Here is a 17,065-nt window from a genome sequence, read left to right on the forward strand (position 1 = left end):
TCGATGCCGTCGCCACTTCGGCAATGTAGTCGAAATGCACGACCGGCCGGTTGATGCAGAGCCGCGAAGCGCGATTGGCCGCGCGACACGCTCTCGCGATCGGTCGACTATATCGCCGTGGCGTTTGGCGCGCGCGGCAGCAAATCGATCCGGCTTCGCGTCAGGCATTGTGGCCAGGTCGCCGCCACGCCGTTGTGCGCGACGACGACGAAGTTCGTGAATGCGCGATCGGAAACGAGCATCTGCCCTTTGCCGATGTGTTCGCCGATAAAAGCGATGGCGGGTTCGATCGGCAGAAAATCGCCGATCTTGCGACGAACGTGGATGACGACGTCCGCGGAACCGATCGTCGACAGCATCTTCCAGAGAAGGTCGCGATCGACGCTGCCGGTCGACAGTAGATGAATCCATTCGCATTTGACCAGTTCCACGTCGGGACGATGTTTGAGATAGAGCGCATGCACGCGTCTGGGATTCATCGATGGGGTTCTCCGTGACAGGCGATCGCCATGATCATGTCCGCCGGCCGGCCGCGGCCTTTCGCGTTCGCGCACCGGTTTCCGCAAACAACTCGACCACCACATCGCGCAGCCAGCGGTTCCCTTCGTCCTGATTGACCCGCGTGTGCCACAGCATATGGATCGGCGCGCCGGGCAGCGTGACGGGCAGCGCACGCCAGCCGAGCGAGAACGGCGCGGCGAGTTGCAACGCGAGGTGCTCGGGCACCGTCGCGATCAGGTCGGTGCGCTGCAGGATGTAGCCCACGCTCATGAAATGCGGCACCGTCAACCGCACCTGGCGCTTCACGCGGCGACGCGTCAGCCATTCGTCCACTTGCCCGTGCCCGGTGCCGGCCGACACCACGACCAGATGTTCGGCGTCGCGCCACGCGTCGACCGTCAGCGGCGCCCCCTCGAGCGGATGCCCGCGCCGGAACAGGCATACATAGCGCTGATCGAACAGCCGGCGCTGATAGAACCCGCCCTTCAGTTGCGGCAGCAGGCCGATCGCGAGATCGACGCGGCCGTCGGCCATTTCGTCGCCGAGATTGACGCTCGTGTTGCGCACGGTGTTCAGCGCGATGCCCGGCGCCGCATGCGACAAGTGTTCGAGCAGCGCGGGCAGGAACACGACTTCGCCGATATCGGTCATGCCGATCGTCAGCGTGCGCGTGGCGTGCAGCGGATCGAAGCCGGTGTCGGGGTTCAGCGCGGCGTGCAGCGTCGCGAGCGCCTGCGACACGGGTTCCGCGAGACGCAGCGCGAACGGTGTCGGCACGACGCCGCCGGGCCCGCGCACGAACAGCGGATCGCCGAGCCGGCGGCGCAGCTTGGCGAGCGCGTTGCTGACGCCTGGCTGGCTCATGTTCATTTGCTCGGCGACGCTCGATACGCGCCGTTCCTGCATCAGCCGCTGGAAAAGCAGCAGCAGGTTGAGATCGATCTCGCTCAGTTCCATCGTTGCGCGTAGCCCGGTTCATTGCATTCAGTGATGAAGCAGATTCATTTCATTTTATTGCCGGATAAAAGTCCACTCCTGAAAATACCGATACGGCGCATGCATTCGGCACGAGCGCCGAGCCCGCCGCACACCTCACATACATCGGAGACACCTTCATCATGCAGACGAACCTGAAGATTGCGATCGTCGGCGCCGGCATCGGCGGCTTGACCCTCGCGCTCGCGTTGCGCGAGCACGGCATCGACGCGCAACTCTACGAGCAGACGCCTGAATTGCGCGAAGTCGGCGCGGCGGTCGCGCTGTCGGCCAATGCGACGCGCTTCTACGAACGCATGGGCTTGCGCGCGGCTTTCGATGCGGTGTGCGCGGACATCCCGGGGCTCGTCTACCGCGACGGGCGCAGCGGCGCGGTGATCGGCCATCATCGCGGCGCCCCCGACTATCGCCGGCAATTCGGCGGCGCGTACTGGGGCGTGCATCGCGCGGATCTGCAGGCCGTGCTGTCGACGGCGGTCGGCCTCGACTGCATCCATCTCGGCCATCGTCTGGTCGACCTCGCGCAACACCCCGATCGCGTGACGCTGTCGTTCGACAACGGCACGCAGGTCGACGCCGATCTCGTGATCGGCGCGGACGGCGCGCGTTCGATCACACGACGCTGGATGCTCGGCTACGACGATGCGCTGTATTCGGGCTGTTCGGGTTTTCGCGGCGTGGTGCCGGCCGCGCGCATGGACCTGCTGCCCGATCCCGACACGATCCAGTTCTGGGTCGGGCCGCATGGGCATCTGCTGCACTATCCGATCGGCGATGACGGCGACCAGAATTTCCTGCTGGTCGAGCGGCACCCGTCACCGTGGCCGTCGCGCGAGTGGGTCATGCCGGCCGAGGAAGGCGAGCAACTGCGTACGTTCCGGAACTGGCATCCGGCGGTGGTGCAGATGATCACGGCCGTGCCGATCAGCCAGCGCTGGGGGCTGTTTCACCGTCCGCCGCTCGGCCGATGGAGCCGCGGGCGCGTGACGTTGATCGGCGATGCCGCGCATGCGCTGGTGCCGCATCACGGGCAGGGCGCGAATCAGTCGATCGAGGATGCGGTGGTGTTGGCCGCGCAATTGGCGAAGGCCGGCCCGGGCAATTGGCGCGAAGCGCAGGAAGCCTACGAGCGGCTGCGCCGCGGCCGGACGCGCAAGGTGCAATATGCGTCGATCTCGGCAGCCGACGTGCTGCATCTTCCCGACGGGCCGGCCGCGCAGGCACGCAACGCGCGGCTGGCCGACCGCGATCGCGTGCTGCATCACCTGGACTGGATCCACGATTTCGATGCGCTCGATACGGAGCCGAGCGAGCGACAGGGCGGGACGTGGCTTTGAGCGGCGGGCGGCGCGCAGGGCACGACGGTCAGCGACGGCGGTCGGCCGATTACCGACCCGCCAGCCCGGAACGATCGCCGCAACGGCCGCCGGGCGTTACTTCACGCACTCCAGCGCATACTTCAACCCCTGCCCGAGCAACCCGCGCCAGACGTCCCACGTATGCCCGCCGTCGACGATGCGCAGCTCGGCCGGGTTCTGCGCGCGGCGCAGGTGCGTGTACAGCACGCTCGATTCCGCCTGGATCGTCAGGTCGTCGTCGCCGGCTGCGATGAACATCGGCACACGCCAGTTGCGCGCGAAATAGCCGCGCAGCAGCGCCGGATAGTTCAACTCGTGCCACACGCGTGAATCGAACTGCCGATCGCCGAACACGCCGACGTAGCGCGCGGCGGAATTGAGCGGCGGCTCGTTCGCGTAGATGGCCGGGCTCAGCAGCATCGCGCCGCAGAACAGCCCCGGTTCGAGCAGCGAGAAGCGCAGCGCGCCGAAGCCGCCCATCGACACGCCGCCGATCGCGCGGCCCGCGCGCTGGTTCGACACCGCGAAGTGCGCTTCGACTTCGGGCAGCAGGTCGTTGAGGAACGCGCTCTGCATCTTCTCCTTGCGATCGACGTACCAGTCGGTGCCGCCTTGCGGCATCACGATCACGACGGGCGGGATGTCGCGGTGCTCGATCAGCGTGTCGGCGGTGGCCTGCAGCCGGCCCTGCGTGACCCAGTCGTTCGCGTTGCCCGCGTTGCCGTGCAGCAGGTACATCACCGGGTAGCGTGCGCCTTCCGGGTTGTAGCCGGGCGGCAGGTAGACCGTGTACGACCAGTCGCGCTTCAGCGACGCCGACCGGAACGTGCGCAGCACGATGCCGCTGCCCGGATTGACGGGCGGCTCCTGCGCGGCGGACGGCGTCGTCGCGGTCTGGATGGCCGGCGGCGCGGGCGATAGCGCCGGCGCGGCGGCAGGCGCCGCCGACGGCGTGGCATGGGCGGTGGCGATCGCGCCGGCGATCAGGGCGAGGGCGAACGGAAGGGCGAGTCGGCGCATGGCGAATCGTTTCGGGAGTGGCGCCGGCTATCGTAGCAGCGGCGCATGACGGCGCGGCGCGTCATGGCCGCGAGCGGAACGGCAGCCGCGCGACGAGCGGCCCGTAGAGTTTGGCCACGAGATACAGCAGCCCGATCGCGACGGCGTCGGCGGCGAGGCCGAGCGGCACGTCGAGATAGCCTTCGGTCGCCTGGTAGAGCACCGAGTCGACCGCGAGCGAGATGCCGGTGCCCGCGACGAAGCACAGCAGCCCCTGCCGGCCGATCGTGCCGATCCACGGCATCGCGTGCGCGACCTTCTTCATCCAGCCGAGGTGCACGAGCTTGGCCGCGAGCCATGCGATCGCGAGGAAGTTCACGAGCCGCAGCGCGCCGAGGTTCTGCTTGATCGACGGATCGGTCGGGAACGGCTCGATGCGCAGCCGGTAGTACGCGCCGGCCGCGACGATCGCGAGCGCCGCGGCCGTCAGCAGCCAGCCCTGCGGCTTCGGCGCGAGGGTCTGGTAGACGGGCTGGCAGCGCGCGATCACGCCGAGCACGAACAGGAACTGCCACGCGAACGGGTTGAAATCCCACGGCGCGCCTTCGACGGTCGGCAAGAAGCGTGCGACGTGCGGCGCCGCGTACCACAGCGATCCGCTGAACGCGAGCATCAGCCACGGCTGCGTGCGCGCCAGCGGCAGCGCGAGCGGGACGAGCAGCGCGAAGAACGCATACATCGGCAGCACCGACGCGAGGTACGGCTGGCGGCGGAACAGCAGGATGTCGCGCAGCGCGGCGAGCGGCTTGTGCAGCAGCCCGTCGAGATCGTTGGTCGGCATGTTCGGGCCGTCGATCGCGAGCGCATTCAGCGCGGCGGTGATCAGCAGCATCAGGCCGGCCGTCACGAGGAACGCACGGTAGATCTCGAACGCACGCCGGATGAAACGCTGGCGCGCGGCGGCCTCGTCGTGCCGCTCGGCGAGCGAGTTGTACGCAATGGCGGTGGCGAAGCCGCCGAGGAACACGAACACCTCGGCCGCGTCGCACAGCGCGTACGCATGCAGCGTGACGCGCGACAGGATGCTGCCGCCGATGTGGTCGACGACGATGACGAGCAGCACGAGGCCGCGGAAGAAATCGAGCTCGGCGTAGCGGCCGGCCCGGGCCGGCGCGGTCATCGGAGCGCCTTCCGGCGCGGGCCGCGGGCACGGCCGGCACGCGCCGCGCATGAATCGGGGTGAAGCATGACTTCGTGGAGAAATGGCGGACGGATGCGCATTGTGCCACCGATGCGAAGCGTTCCGGGTTTACGCGGATGGCGGGCCGGCCCGCCGCTGCCGACAAGCCCGTCAGGCTGTCCGCGCAACGGGGCAGTTGGACGAGCGCAACGCTTTGCGCGCGACGACCCGCACCCGATGGACGGACGGTTTGCGTCGTGACACCATTTTGTCCTCACGCGGCCGCACACCGCGTCGTCCGCCCTGCGGGCCACACATACAACAGATCGAACACTCGCCGGGCGTACGGCCAGCCCGGCCCCCGGCTCCGGAGATTCGTCATGAGGAAGCACGTCATTTTTGCCGCCGCGCTCGCTGCCTTCGCCGCGCCGGCCTTCGCCGAGACCAGCGTGACACTGTACGGCGTGATCGACGAAGGCTTCAATTACACGAACAACGTCAACGTCAATGGGGTCGGAAAGACCAATTACCAGCTCGCGAGCGGTTATGCGCAGGGCAGCCGGTGGGGCCTGAAGGGCAGCGAGGATCTCGGCGGCGGGCTGAAGGCGGTCTTCACGCTGGAAAACGGTTTCGACGTGAACAACGGCCGGCTCGGCCAGGGCGGCCGGATGTTCGGCCGTCAGGCGTTCGTCGGGTTGTCCGAGTCGCGCTTCGGCACGCTGACCTTCGGCCGCCAGTACGATGCCGTCGTCGACTATCTCGCGCCGCTGACCGCGAACGGCAACTGGGGCGGCACGCTGTTCTCGCACCCGTTCGACAACGACAACACGGACAACTCGTTCCGCGTCAACAACACGGTCAAGTACGCGAGCGCCGACTGGAACGGCCTGACGTTCGGCGGCACGTACAGCTTCAGCAACAGCACGGGCTTCTCGAACAACCGCCAGTACAGCCTCGGCGCGCAGTATTCGCTGGCCGGGCTGCAGGTCGCGGCCGCGTACCTGCAGGCGAACAACCCGGGCATCGGCAACGCGGGCGCGATCGCGGCCGACGACGCGAACTTCGTCGCCGATCGGCTGCGCATCTTCGGCGGCGGCGTCAACTACACGTTCGGCCCGGCGACGGTCGGCGTCGTCTATACGAAGACCGACGTGAAGAACCCGGTATCGACGATCTATCTGCCGGCGTCGACGTTCGCCGGCCTCGGGCTGACCGCGACGAAGTTCCAGAACTTCGAGATCAACGGCAAATACCAGCTCACGCCCGATTTCTACCTCGGCGCGCAGTACGTGTACACGGACGGCAAGTACGATGCCGCGGCCGGCTCGTTCAAGCCGAAGTACCACACGGTCGGCCTGATGGCCGACTACAGCCTGTCGAAGCGCACCGACGTGTATCTGCAGGGCGCATGGCAGAAGGTGGGCGGCGACAAGACGGGCACGGCCGCCGACGGCGGCTATGTCGTCGGCACGGACGGGCCGTCGGCATCGTCGAACCAGTTCGCGGTGCGCGCCGCGATCCGCCACAAGTTCTGACCGGGCGCCGGCGCCGGGGCGAACGGCCCCGGCACGGCCGCCGTCAGTCCGCCCGGTGCGTGCCGCCGAGCGTTTCCGCGAGCCAGTCGACGAAGATCCGCACGCGTGGGGCCAGATGCCGGCTGTGCGGAAACACGACCGACACCGGCAACGGCGGCGCCTGCCATTCCGGCAGCACCTCGACCAGCGAGCCGCCCTCGAGCAGCGGCGCGAGCCCGTCGCGCGGCGCCTGGATCAGCCCGAGGCCCGCGACACAGCACGCGAGATACGCCTGCGAACTGTTGACCGACACGACGCTGCGCATCTTCACCGTGTGCAGCTCGCCCGAATCCATGTCCGCATATTCCCAGTCCAGTTCGCGGCCCGTGCGGCTCGAGAAATAGCCGACCGCGACGTGGTCCGGCAGATCGTCCGGCGAGCGCGGCGTGCCGTGTCGCGCGAGATAGGCGGGCGACGCGCAGTTGATCTGGGGCATCTCGCCGACGTGCCGCGCGACGAGCGACGTGTCGGACAGCACGCCGACCCGCACCGCGCAGTCGATGCCGTCGGCCACGAGATCGACGAAGCGGTCGGTCGTGCTGATCGCGACGCGCAGGTCGGGGTAGCGCGCATGGAAATCCGGTAGCGCCGGAATCACCTGGTTCAGCGCGAAACGTTCGGGCAGGTCGATGCGGATCACGCCGCGCGGCGACGCGCCGGCATCCTCGAACAGCGTTTCCGCGTCGTCGAGATCGGCGAGCAACCGCACGCAGCGCTCGTAGTAGGTCGCGCCCTCGGCGGTCAGCGCGACGCGCCGCGTCGTGCGTTGCAGCAGGCGGATCTTCAGGTGCTTTTCCAGATACTGGACGGCATTGCTGACCGTCGGGCGCGGCAACTGGAGCTGCTCGGCCGCTTTCGTGAAGCTGCCGAGATGGGCGACGCGCGCGAAGACGCGCATTGCTTGCAGATGGTCCATGCGGGCGAACACCTTGGCGGGAACGGGAACAGGCTCCATTGTTAATCAGCGTCGAATGGTTTGGTGGAGCGTTTCGCGTTTATCGGGCGGCGTCGTGCGGCCAGAATCCGTTTCATCCACTCACCATTCGAAGGAAACGGACATGGACACGCGTCAACTGGGCCGCACGGGCCCGCAGGTTTCGGCGATCGCGCTCGGCTGCATGGGGATGTCGGATTTCTACGGGCCGGCCGACCGCGGCGAAAGCATCGCGACGCTGCATGCGGCGCTCGACCACGGCATCACGCTGGTCGATACCGGCGACTTCTACGGGATGGGCGACAACGAGATGCTGATCCGCGACGCACTGCGCGGCCGGGCGCGCGACCAGGTGCTGATCAGCGTGAAATTCGGCGCGCTGCGCGATCCGGCCGGCGGGTTCGCCGGCTACGACGCGCGGCCCGCGGCGATCCGGAACTTCGTCGCGTACTCGTTGAAGCGGCTCGGCACCGACTACCTCGACATCTACCGGCCGGCCCGCGTCGACCCGGCGGTGCCGATCGAGGAGACGGTCGGCGCGATCGCCGATCTCGTGAAAGCCGGCTACGTGCGCCATGTCGGACTGTCGGAAGTCGGCGCGGACACGATTCGCCGCGCGGCCGCCGTCGCGCCGATCGCCGATCTGCAGATCGAATATTCGCTGCTGTCGCGCGGGATCGAGGCCGAGATCCTGCCCGCGTGCCGCGAGCTCGGCATTGGCGTGACGGCCTACGGTGTGCTGTCGCGCGGGCTGCTCGGCGGGCGCTGGACGGCGGCGCGGCAGGGCGAGCGCGATTTCCGCGCGGCGAGCCCGCGCTTCCAGGGCGAGAACCTCACGCACAACCTCGCGCTCGTCGACGCGCTGCGCACGATCGCCGACGAGAAGGGCAGCAATCCGGCGCAGGTCGCGATTGCGTGGGCACTGTCGCGTGGCGCCGACATCGTACCGCTGGTCGGCGCGCGCAAGCGCACGCAACTGCGGGACGGTTTGCTGGCGACTGAATTGCAACTAACGGTCGAAGAGCTCACCCGCATCGAAGCGGCGGTTCCCGCCGGGGCGGCTGCCGGCGAGCGCTATCCGGCCGCGCAGATGGCGCACCTCGACAGCGAGCAGGGCCGGGGGTGACGCATGGGGCCGGATCGACGGTCCCGAAAGCCCCGTCCGGCGGGCCCGAGCCAGCCTCAGGCAAAGCCAGATGGCGGGCGGCGTGGCGGGCAGGCACCATCGGCGCCGCACTCAACGGACGGGATGCCTGCCATGCCAATTCATACGCTGACGATCATCGTGCTGGTTTTCCTGCTGGCCGGCGCGGTCAAGGGGATGATCGGGCTCGGATTGCCGACGATCGCGATGGGGCTGCTGACGCTCGCGATGCCGCCGTCGGCCGCAGCGAGCCTGCTGCTCGTGCCGTCGTTCATCACCAACGTGTGGCAGTTGTGGCTCGGTCCGTCGTTCGGCGCGCTGCTGCGCCGGCTGTGGCCGCTGCTCGTCGGCCTGACCGTCGGCACACTGACGGGCGGGTTGCCGGCGCTTGCAGCCGGCAGTACGTGGACGCACACGGCGCTCGGCATCGTGCTGGTGCTTTACGGGCTGTGGGGGCTGGCGGCGGCGCGGCTGCCCGCACCGGGCCGCCATGAAACATGGCTATCGGCCGTGGTCGGCTACCTGACGGGCGTCGTGACGGCCGCGACCGGCGTGTTCGTCGTACCGGCCGTGCCCTATCTGCAGGCGCTGCGGCTGTCGAAGGACGATCTGATCCAGGCGCTCGGGCTGTCGTTTACCGCATCGACGATCGTGCTCGGCCTGCAGTTGCGCGTGACGGGCGCACTGCAGACGGTCGATCTCGGCGTGTCGGCGCTCGCGCTGGTGCCGGCGCTCGCAGGGATGGCCGGCGGGCAATATGCGCGGCGCGTGATGAGCGAGAAGATGTTCAAGCGTTGCTTCTTCGTCGGGCTGATCGCGCTCGGCGCGTATATGGCGGGATCGCGGTGGTGGTGAGCGTGCGCCCCGGCGCTGAATGATCCCGAAGCCGGTTTCGGCAGCCGGCTTCGGGAACGGTCACGGGGTGGCGGTCGTGCCGCTTACGCCGGATCGGCGTACCTCAGCGTCCACCCGACGGTACGCGTCGCGCCTGCGCCGAGCGCGAACGGTTTCGTCGTGCACGCGAAGTTCGAATGCAACTGCCCGATCGGCGTCGTCGACGACGGATTCGTCACGCCGTTCGCCGTGTCGAAGGCGGACAGCGCGCAGTTGTCGAACCCGGATGCCGTATAACCGGTCGCGGCGCTGTTCGCGTACGTCACCGACACGCCGTCGCCATTGGCCTGCGTCGACGAGAAATCCGCGAACGACGTGAAGTCCGTCTCGACCGCGAGGTTGCCCGCGAGCGTGCCCGAACTCAGCGTATCGCTGCGCGAAATCGTGCCGTGCGCGAACGTCAGCACCGTGTGCACCTGCAGGTCGAGATCCGTCGTGTACGCGGCGTTCTTCGACGCGAGCCGGAACTTCGTCGTATCGAACGACACGATCACCTGGCCGTTGCTCTGCTGCACGTTCAGGTTCCTGTAGTACGTGACGGGAATGTAGGTTTTCGCGTTGTACGTCACCTGCGGGAGCAGCAGCGCATAGCCGAGGTCGGTCGTGCCGTAGATCAGCTTGTCGGAGAACGGCACCGGGTAATACGGCGTGTACGAGTCGTAGTCGGGCGCCTGGCTGAGGTTCAGGTTGATCACGCGCCGGCCGTCGCGCACGGTGAGCAACGCGGCGCTGTACGGATGCGCGGCGTCGCCCGGCTGGTTGTACCAGGTGAGCGTGTAGCGCGGCAGCGCGTCGAGCCACGCGCGGTAGTCCGCATCGGCCATCGGCGCCTGGCCGCCGAAGCCGAGCTTGTTCCACCACGCGTTCACGTACAGGTACTGGTGCAGCAGGCTGAAGTTCTCGCCCATCACGCGCGGCTTGCCGCGATACGTGTCGGTGCCGCGGCCCTTGACCCACATGTTCACCGACGGCGTCGGCAGCGACGGGTCGTACCAGTACGTGTCGAAACGACGCGCGGCCTGGTAGATGAATGCATACGCAACCTGTTTCTCGCGATCGGTCAACACGCCGGCATTGGCCGCGGCCGTCAGCACCTCCATGAACGCGGAATCGCCGTACGGGCCGATCGAGCGGCCGTAGTCGAAACCCTGGCCGTCGGCGTTCAGTTGCGGCAGGATCAGGTCGACCGACTTGCGCAGATAGCCCTTCAACTCCGGCGTGAGATTCGCTTCGTTGCCCATCTCGAACGTGCGCTCGACCACTTCGCCGATCAGCAGCGTGCTGTAGCGGTCGAAGCGCGCCTGGTCGTAGTAGGTCGTGTGCGTGTTCGACGCTTCGTCGGAGAACCCGCCCGACGAGTCGTTGCGGATGTGGTTCGTCAGCGTGTACAGCAGCGCGTCGCGTGCGCTCATCGCCGCGACCGCCGGATCGGTCTTCGATGCGAACGACGGGCTGCTCCAGCCGAGCTTCTGGCGCAGCCCGGCAATGCCGTAGGACACCGCATAGTAGTTTTGCGCGGTGTTGAGCGACGCGATGTCGATCGGCGTGCCGGCGGCCGGGCACGTCGTGGTCTTGCCGCTCGCATCGGGGCCGAACATGTCGCAGAACGTGAGCCGCTGCTGCAGCGTCGCGAGCATCGCGTCGCTGAAGACTTCGTTGAGCATCCCGCGCGCCTTCAGGTTGTTCAGCGCGACGAGGTAGTAGTACTCGCCCCACGACGTGTTCGCATACGCGTAGGTGCCGCCCGACTGCGCCATCATCGCGGTCGTGATCGTCTGGTACGTCGCGAGGTAGCTCGCGTATTGCGGGTCGTTCTTCGCCTTCATGTCGATCAGGATGTATGACAGCCCGAGCGCGAGCTTGCCGGGAAGGAATTTGTCGCCGGTATTCGTGTCGAGCACGTGGACGGGCGTGCCGTCGCCGAGATCCATCACGACCTGCGTGAAATCGGGCGATTTCCGGATCAGGTCGAACAGCGCGCGCATCTGGCCCATCATCGTGACCGGGACGTTCGTGCCGGCGGGCACGCTGGTGTCGGGCGCGCCATAGACGAGGGCCTGCAGCGAGTTCGATGCGAGCGCGGGCGGGGTGGACGGAGGGGACGACGACGGTGTGTCCGTCACGTCGTTGCCGCCGCACGCGCTCACGAGCACGACGGAAAGGGCGCTGAGCGCGGCGCCGAGCGCGAATCTGCTGCGCGGATGCATGGTGTCTCCAGTTTTGAATAGTGGTGAAGCACGGTCACGTATCGCCGATACCGCGCTCGGTGCCGTACCTGGCGCCCGCCCTGCAAACCCTGATCCCTGAGGCGGACGGCCTGCCTCGCACATCGAGCAGGCAAGCGTTCCCCCTGCGCGGGCCATGACGGACATCTCGCTCGAGCATTGGAAAACGTTTTCCAAATTTAGGCATCGAGCGGCGTGATGTCAATGAACTTTCACGTCGGAGACGGCGGTAGAAACCCGAATGGGTGTGAGGGAGGGGGAGTCGAAATTACACGTAAGTAGCGGGAATTTTATCTTGATGACCGCGTGTCATCGCGCGACAGAGAAGCTGTGAAGCGGCCAGCGGGAGCATGCCAGGGAAACGGGTTCTCGATGCATGAAGAGAGAAAACGTTATCCATAAGAATCCAGACGCAGCGAGCCGCTCAAGGCTGCCCGCAGCCACATGCGCCGACCCGCCGCTTCGACGACGTTCAAAGCTGCTTCTCGATCGCCGCCTTGTCGATCACCGACCACACCTGCCGGATCTTGCCGTCGTGAAACTCGTAGAACACGTTCTCGGCGAACGTGACCTTGCGGCCGTCGACGGCGAGCCCCATGAACGTCCCTTTCGGCGAACACGCGAAGCGAAGGCGGCATGCGACACGCGGCGGTTCGCACACGAGCAGCCGGATGTCGAAGCGCAGGTCGGGAATGTCGCGGAAGTCCTGTTCCAGCATCGCGCGGTAACCGGCGAGGCCGAGCGGCCGGTCGTTGTGGATCACGTCGTCGGACACGTATTCGCCGAGCGCCGTCCAGTCCTGCCGGTTCAGGCAGTCGATATACGCGCGATAGCGGGTTGCGAGATCGATGTCGGTCATGGTCACGTCTCCGTATGTCGATGGGGCGAGTCGAATGCGGCGCGCGTTACGGCGGCGGTGCGTCGCCAGACAGGAACGCGACGAACTCGCGCGTGTACTTCGGCAGCGCGTCGAACGACCGCGCGCAGAGCGTCAGTTTCCGATGGCTCCACGGATCGGACAACTCGACGAGCCGCACGTCCATCGTCTGCATCGCGCGCTCGGCCGCATGCCGCGACACGATGCCGATGCCCACGCCGCTCGCGATCACGCGGCAGATCGCGTCGAAGCTCTTCAATTGCACGCGATAGCGGATTCTCCTGCCGAGCGCGCGCGCCTGGTCGGCGAGATGCACCTGCAGCGCGCTGCCGTCGGTGAGGCCGATGAAGTCTTCGCCGGCGATGTCGTTGAACGCGACCTTGTCGTGCGACGCGAGCGGATGCGCGGCCGGCACGACGACGATCAGCCAGTCTTCGCGGAACGGTTTCTGTTCGAGCCCGCCGAGCCCGACCGAATCGGCGACGATGCCGACCTCGGCCGTCTTGTTGCGGATCGCATGCACGATCTCCTGGCTGGAACGTTCCTCGACGCTGATCGACAGCTTCGGATGGTGCGGCAGGTAATCGGCCAATGCATCGGGCAGGTATTCGCTCAGCGACGCGGTGTTGCACAGCAGCCGGATATGGCCGCGCAGCCCCTGGCCGTATTGCTGCAGTTCGCCGCGCATGTGATCGATCTGCTGCAGGACGGTGCGCGCGTGATGTTCGAGCGCGCGCCCCGCATCGGTGGCCTGCGCGCCCGACTTGGTCCGGTGCAGCAGCGGCACGCCGAGCTCGTCCTCCATCCCGCGAATGCGTTCGCTCGCGGCCTGCAGCGTGATGTGCGTGCGTTCGGCGCCGCCCGTGATCGTGCCGGCTTCGCAGATGTTCAGGAAGAGCCGCAGGTCGGTCAGGTCGAAGCGCATGATGGGCGGAGCGATGGGTGGGGGAATGGCCGATAAGTTAGCAGGAACCGCGGCGCCGGTCTCAGGGGCGGCCTGAGACCCGGTTCGCCGCTTCCGCATTTTCGGGACGCGATCGGCGGCCGATCATGGACGCACATCAACCGGGGAGCCCGTCATGCAGATCGATTCGTCATGGGGCGTGTCGTTCAAGATCGCGCTGCATCTGCTGTTCCTGTGTATCGGCATCGCGTGGGCCGGTGCCGAATTCGTCGCATGGTTGCGGTGAATGTCGTCGTGTAAGGCTATCGACACGAATCAATCATAGTTTGTTGCGACGAAAATTCTTCCGTTTTTCCGCGTCGAGACCATCAAGTTTTTCCGGATCGGGCCGTACTACCGGTAGTGAATGCCGGCCGGCATCCGGTCCGTGATCGTTTGTCATCATTGTTTGCATCCGGTTACACGTCGGCCGTTCCGTTTTTGAGATGCTTGAAAGATTGTCAAACCGGAGTCGGATCGTCCATGAAAACGCGCGAGATTCACCGCAAGGCGGCGTGGCTGTCGGGGCTGGCCGCCGTGCTCGTCATGGCCGGTTGTGCAAATACGCAGTCCGTTCCGCCGAGCAACACGCTGGCGGCCCAACCCTCCGATTCGAGCCCGTCCGCGGCGCCGTCGCCCGCGCCGATGCGGCCTGCGCCCGTTCTCGTCGCGCGCAAGTACGTCGTGAAGCGCGGCGACACGCTGACGGGCATCGCGTCCGCGAACGATTGCAGCGTGGCCGACTTGCGCACCTGGAACAAGCTGGCCGCGAACGGCAGGCTGCGCATGGGGCAGGTGCTGCGCATCGTCAAGCAGCAGCCGCTGCCGCCCGCGGGCGCGGCCGGCACGCAGGCCGTCGCGAGCAATGATGCGGCGGGGAATCAGGCCACCGCGCAGGGAACTTCGCAGGCCACTTCGCCGGCCAGCGCGTCGACCGCGAACGACCGTCAGGTCGTCAAGGAAACGAAGCGTCATGCGGGCGGTGTCGCGCTCAAGTGGCCCGCAAGCGGCAAGATCGTCGAAGGGTTCCGGCCCGGGCAGAACCGCGGCATCCAGATCGCCGGCCGGCCGGGCGACCCGGTCCGCGCCGCGGCCGACGGGCGCGTGATGTACGCGGGCACCGGCCTGAACGATTACGGCAGCCTGATCATCGTCCAGCACAACGCGGATTTCCTGACCGCCTATGCGCACAACCGCAAGCTGCTCGTGAAGACGGGCGACATCGTGCATCAGGGCGATGCGATCGCCGAGATGGGCGACCTCGACAACTCGCGCGTCGCGCTGCTGTTCGAGGTGCGGCGCGACGGCAAGCCGGTGAATCCGATGCCGTACCTGCCTTCGTCGCAAGGGTGAAGTCGGGTCGTTTCGCTGGAACGCGACGGCGGTCGCTGCTACGCTAGGTGTTCATGCGAATCTCGCCACCGCGCGGGGTCGACGGGCGTCTTTCGGGGATGCGCGGCGAATGCCGTCGCGGGCCGGCCGTCGGCGTGAACGGTCGTGCGTCGTCGATGCGCGGCCGCGTCGCTTCGCGCCACCGTTTCCGACAGAACAGACCTCATTCATGGAACACTCTCCGACACGCCGCTCGCTGTTGCTTGCCGCCGTTGCCGCGCCGTTCGTTGCCGCGTGCACGTCCGCGCCGGTCGCCGACCAGGGGCGCGCCCATACCGCGCAAGCCGAACTCGCCGCACTCGAAAAAGCGTCGAACGGACGGCTCGGCGTCGCCGCGCTCGATACGTCGAACGGCGTGCGCATCGCGCACCATGCGCGCGAGCGCTTCCCGCTGTGCGGCACGTATGCGGTCATGGCCGCCGCCGCGATGCTCGCGCGCGGCTCGCTCGACGCGTCGCTGCTGCCGCGCCGCATCCTGTACCGCCGCTATGAAATCGTGTCCGGCTCGCCGGTGACGGAGAGCCACGTCGACACCGGCATGACGGTCGCGCAGCTGTGCGCGGCGATGCTGCAGTCGGGCGACAAGGGCGCGGGCAACCTGCTGATGGGCGTGCTCGGCGGCCCGCAGGCCGTCACGGCGTTTGCGCGCGAAAGCGGCGACACCACCTTCCGTCTCGATCACTGGGAACCCGAACTGAACCGGGCCGCCCCCGGCGACGAGCGCGACACGTCGACGCCGGTCGCGATGGTCGACACGCTGCAGCGGCTGCTGCTCGGCGACACGCTGCGCGAGCCGCAGCGCATGCAACTGACGGAATGGATGGCCGGCGGCGCACGCGGCGCGGCCGGCATCGCGGCGGGCGTGCCGCCCGGCTGGCGCGTGGCAGACAAGGCCGGCACCGGCGGCTACGGCACGACGACCGACATCGCGGTGCTGTGGCCGCCGTCGCGCGCGCCGATCGTGATGGCCGTGTCGTTCACGCAGCCGGACGCCGCCGCCGCGGCGCGCGCGGACGTCGTCGCATCGGCGGCGCGCATCGCGGCGAGCGCGCTGACCGCCGCGGCCTGAACCTTCGGCGTCTCGCGCGAAGCCGGCGTTTGGCTTATCGTGTCGATCAGCGCGCGCCGGCGTCGGCGCGCGGTTCTTCCGCGTCGTTTTTCGTTTTCCGTTCGCCATGCGCCGACTTCCGCCCCTGCACGCGCTGCAGATCTTCTCGACGGTGGCTCGCCACCGCAGCTTCACGCGCGCGGCCGAGCAGCTGTGCATCACGCAGGGCGCGGTGAGCCGGCAGATCCAGACGCTCGAGGCGCATTACGGTTTTCCGCTGTTCAAGCGGCATGCGAAGGGCCTCACGCTGACGGCCGAGGGCGAGCAACTGTTGCCGGTGGTCGACGAGAGCTTCGCGCGGATCGAGGACATCTCGATGAAGCTCACGCGGCAGCGCACCGATCTCGCGCTGAAGGTGCCGACCTGCGTGATGCGCTGGATGCTGCCGCGCATCATGCGCTTCCAGGGCGAACATCCCGATCTCCACGTGCAGATCACGACCGCGTGGCAGCACGTCGTCGATTTCTCGAGCGAGCCGTTCGACGCGGCGATCGTCTACGGGACGTCGCCGGGGCCGGGCGTCGTCGCGCTGCCGCTGTTCGACGAGCGGCTGACACCCGTTTGCGCGCCCGAGTTGCGGCAGGCGTCGCCGCTCGGCACGGTCGGCGATCTCGCGCGCCATACGCTGCTGCATCCCACGCGCGACCATCGCGACTGGCGTGCGTGGCTCGACCATGCGGGCGAGCGTGGCGTCGATCCCGCGCGCGGGCCGACGTTCGACACGCTCGATCTCGCGACGAACGCGGCGATGCAGGGCTTCGGCGTCGCGATCGGCGACGTGACGCTCGTCGACGACGACGTCAGCGCGCGCCGGCTCGAACGGCCGTTCGACATCGTGCTCGAAACGGGCGCACGCTACTTCTTCGTCTATCCCGAGAACCTCGGCAGCCAGCAGAAGATCCGCGCGTTCAGCGACTGGATCGCGCGCCATCGCGACTGA

General features: G+C 67.5%; 15 protein-coding genes. 7 read left to right on the plus strand and 8 right to left on the minus strand.

Annotated features, from left to right (window positions below):
- Positions 1–107 precede the first annotated feature (107 nt).
- Positions 108–479 carry a hypothetical protein gene (locus AC3IFE_RS06725; protein WP_144030156.1) on the minus strand — a complete coding sequence of 124 codons (372 nt, stop codon included), beginning with the start codon at positions 477–479 and terminating at the stop codon, positions 108–110.
- Between the two features lie 34 nt (positions 480–513).
- On the minus strand, positions 514–1,458 hold the full coding sequence (locus AC3IFE_RS06730; protein WP_089470019.1) for a LysR family transcriptional regulator: 945 nt from the start codon (positions 1,456–1,458) through the stop codon (positions 514–516).
- Between the two features lie 161 nt (positions 1,459–1,619).
- Here AC3IFE_RS06730 and AC3IFE_RS06735 point away from each other — a divergent pair, with 161 nt between their 5' ends.
- On the plus strand, positions 1,620–2,834 hold the full coding sequence (locus AC3IFE_RS06735; protein WP_301738368.1) for an FAD-dependent monooxygenase: 1,215 nt from the start codon (positions 1,620–1,622) through the stop codon (positions 2,832–2,834).
- Positions 2,835–2,930: 96 nt separating this feature from the next.
- Here AC3IFE_RS06735 and AC3IFE_RS06740 read toward each other — a convergent pair whose 3' ends face one another.
- Positions 2,931–3,875, minus strand: coding sequence for an alpha/beta hydrolase (locus AC3IFE_RS06740; protein WP_179233521.1), 945 nt, complete (start codon positions 3,873–3,875; stop codon positions 2,931–2,933).
- 61 nt (positions 3,876–3,936) lie between these two features.
- The gene (locus tag AC3IFE_RS06745) at positions 3,937–5,034 is read right to left on the minus strand and encodes an OpgC domain-containing protein (RefSeq protein WP_089470590.1); all 1,098 of its coding nucleotides are present in this window, start codon (positions 5,032–5,034) and stop codon (positions 3,937–3,939) included.
- Positions 5,035–5,414: 380 nt separating this feature from the next.
- Between AC3IFE_RS06745 and AC3IFE_RS06750 the strand changes: the two genes are divergently transcribed.
- Complete coding sequence (locus tag AC3IFE_RS06750; protein ID WP_089470017.1) at positions 5,415–6,569, plus strand: porin; 1,155 nt, start codon at positions 5,415–5,417, stop codon at positions 6,567–6,569.
- 43 nt (positions 6,570–6,612) lie between these two features.
- Here the strand turns inward: AC3IFE_RS06750 and AC3IFE_RS06755 are convergent, their stop codons facing one another.
- Positions 6,613–7,524 carry a LysR family transcriptional regulator gene (locus AC3IFE_RS06755; RefSeq protein WP_301738365.1) on the minus strand — a complete coding sequence of 304 codons (912 nt, stop codon included), beginning with the start codon at positions 7,522–7,524 and terminating at the stop codon, positions 6,613–6,615.
- Positions 7,525–7,666: 142 nt separating this feature from the next.
- Between AC3IFE_RS06755 and AC3IFE_RS06760 the strand changes: the two genes are divergently transcribed.
- Positions 7,667–8,668, plus strand: coding sequence for an aldo/keto reductase (locus AC3IFE_RS06760; RefSeq protein ID WP_489189978.1), 1,002 nt, complete (start codon positions 7,667–7,669; stop codon positions 8,666–8,668).
- Between the two features lie 132 nt (positions 8,669–8,800).
- Positions 8,801–9,541: a sulfite exporter TauE/SafE family protein gene (locus AC3IFE_RS06765; protein ID WP_301738363.1), complete on the plus strand. Its 741-nt coding sequence runs from the start codon at positions 8,801–8,803 to the stop codon at positions 9,539–9,541.
- Between the two features lie 83 nt (positions 9,542–9,624).
- Here the strand turns inward: AC3IFE_RS06765 and AC3IFE_RS06770 are convergent, their stop codons facing one another.
- The 3 genes from AC3IFE_RS06770 to AC3IFE_RS06780 form a co-directional block, all read right to left on the minus strand.
- The gene (locus AC3IFE_RS06770) at positions 9,625–11,787 is read right to left on the minus strand and encodes a hypothetical protein (protein WP_489189979.1); all 2,163 of its coding nucleotides are present in this window, start codon (positions 11,785–11,787) and stop codon (positions 9,625–9,627) included.
- Positions 11,788–12,277: 490 nt separating this feature from the next.
- Positions 12,278–12,664 carry an ester cyclase gene (locus tag AC3IFE_RS06775; protein ID WP_489189980.1) on the minus strand — a complete coding sequence of 129 codons (387 nt, stop codon included), beginning with the start codon at positions 12,662–12,664 and terminating at the stop codon, positions 12,278–12,280.
- Between the two features lie 46 nt (positions 12,665–12,710).
- Complete coding sequence (locus AC3IFE_RS06780) at positions 12,711–13,607, minus strand: LysR substrate-binding domain-containing protein (RefSeq protein ID WP_089470011.1); 897 nt, start codon at positions 13,605–13,607, stop codon at positions 12,711–12,713.
- A 501-nt stretch (positions 13,608–14,108) separates the two neighbouring features.
- On the opposite strand from AC3IFE_RS06780, the gene AC3IFE_RS06785 reads away from it, so the two are divergent.
- The 3 genes from AC3IFE_RS06785 (at position 14,109) to AC3IFE_RS06795 (ending at position 17,065) form a co-directional block, all read left to right on the plus strand.
- A complete protein-coding gene (locus AC3IFE_RS06785) occupies positions 14,109–14,978 on the plus strand; it encodes a peptidoglycan DD-metalloendopeptidase family protein (protein WP_489189981.1) in 870 nt (289 codons plus the stop codon).
- 208 nt (positions 14,979–15,186) lie between these two features.
- Entirely contained in the window at positions 15,187–16,086 is a 900-nt protein-coding gene (gene bla, locus AC3IFE_RS06790; RefSeq protein ID WP_489189983.1) for a class A beta-lactamase, read from the plus strand.
- Between the two features lie 106 nt (positions 16,087–16,192).
- Positions 16,193–17,065, plus strand: coding sequence for a LysR substrate-binding domain-containing protein (locus tag AC3IFE_RS06795; RefSeq protein ID WP_089470008.1), 873 nt, complete (start codon positions 16,193–16,195; stop codon positions 17,063–17,065).

Source organism: Burkholderia sp. APQ4-4ca, assembly GCF_057837105.1.

What these genes read in the sequence shown, in the direction of transcription:
- AC3IFE_RS06725 (WP_144030156.1), bottom strand. Translation starts at nt 479, where the DNA reads ATGAATCCCAGACGCGTGCATGCGCTCTATCTCAAACATCGTCCCGAC.
- AC3IFE_RS06730 (WP_089470019.1), bottom strand. Translation starts at nt 1,458, where the DNA reads ATGGAACTGAGCGAGATCGATCTCAACCTGCTGCTGCTTTTCCAGCGG.
- AC3IFE_RS06735 (WP_301738368.1), top strand. Translation starts at nt 1,620, where the DNA reads ATGCAGACGAACCTGAAGATTGCGATCGTCGGCGCCGGCATCGGCGGC.
- AC3IFE_RS06740 (WP_179233521.1), bottom strand. Translation starts at nt 3,875, where the DNA reads ATGCGCCGACTCGCCCTTCCGTTCGCCCTCGCCCTGATCGCCGGCGCG.
- AC3IFE_RS06745 (WP_089470590.1), bottom strand. Translation starts at nt 5,034, where the DNA reads ATGACCGCGCCGGCCCGGGCCGGCCGCTACGCCGAGCTCGATTTCTTC.
- AC3IFE_RS06750 (WP_089470017.1), top strand. Translation starts at nt 5,415, where the DNA reads ATGAGGAAGCACGTCATTTTTGCCGCCGCGCTCGCTGCCTTCGCCGCG.
- AC3IFE_RS06755 (WP_301738365.1), bottom strand. Translation starts at nt 7,524, where the DNA reads ATGGACCATCTGCAAGCAATGCGCGTCTTCGCGCGCGTCGCCCATCTC.
- AC3IFE_RS06760 (WP_489189978.1), top strand. Translation starts at nt 7,667, where the DNA reads ATGGACACGCGTCAACTGGGCCGCACGGGCCCGCAGGTTTCGGCGATC.
- AC3IFE_RS06765 (WP_301738363.1), top strand. Translation starts at nt 8,801, where the DNA reads ATGCCAATTCATACGCTGACGATCATCGTGCTGGTTTTCCTGCTGGCC.
- AC3IFE_RS06770 (WP_489189979.1), bottom strand. Translation starts at nt 11,787, where the DNA reads ATGCATCCGCGCAGCAGATTCGCGCTCGGCGCCGCGCTCAGCGCCCTT.
- AC3IFE_RS06775 (WP_489189980.1), bottom strand. Translation starts at nt 12,664, where the DNA reads ATGACCGACATCGATCTCGCAACCCGCTATCGCGCGTATATCGACTGC.
- AC3IFE_RS06780 (WP_089470011.1), bottom strand. Translation starts at nt 13,607, where the DNA reads ATGCGCTTCGACCTGACCGACCTGCGGCTCTTCCTGAACATCTGCGAA.
- AC3IFE_RS06785 (WP_489189981.1), top strand. Translation starts at nt 14,109, where the DNA reads ATGAAAACGCGCGAGATTCACCGCAAGGCGGCGTGGCTGTCGGGGCTG.
- bla (WP_489189983.1), top strand. Translation starts at nt 15,187, where the DNA reads ATGGAACACTCTCCGACACGCCGCTCGCTGTTGCTTGCCGCCGTTGCC.
- AC3IFE_RS06795 (WP_089470008.1), top strand. Translation starts at nt 16,193, where the DNA reads ATGCGCCGACTTCCGCCCCTGCACGCGCTGCAGATCTTCTCGACGGTG.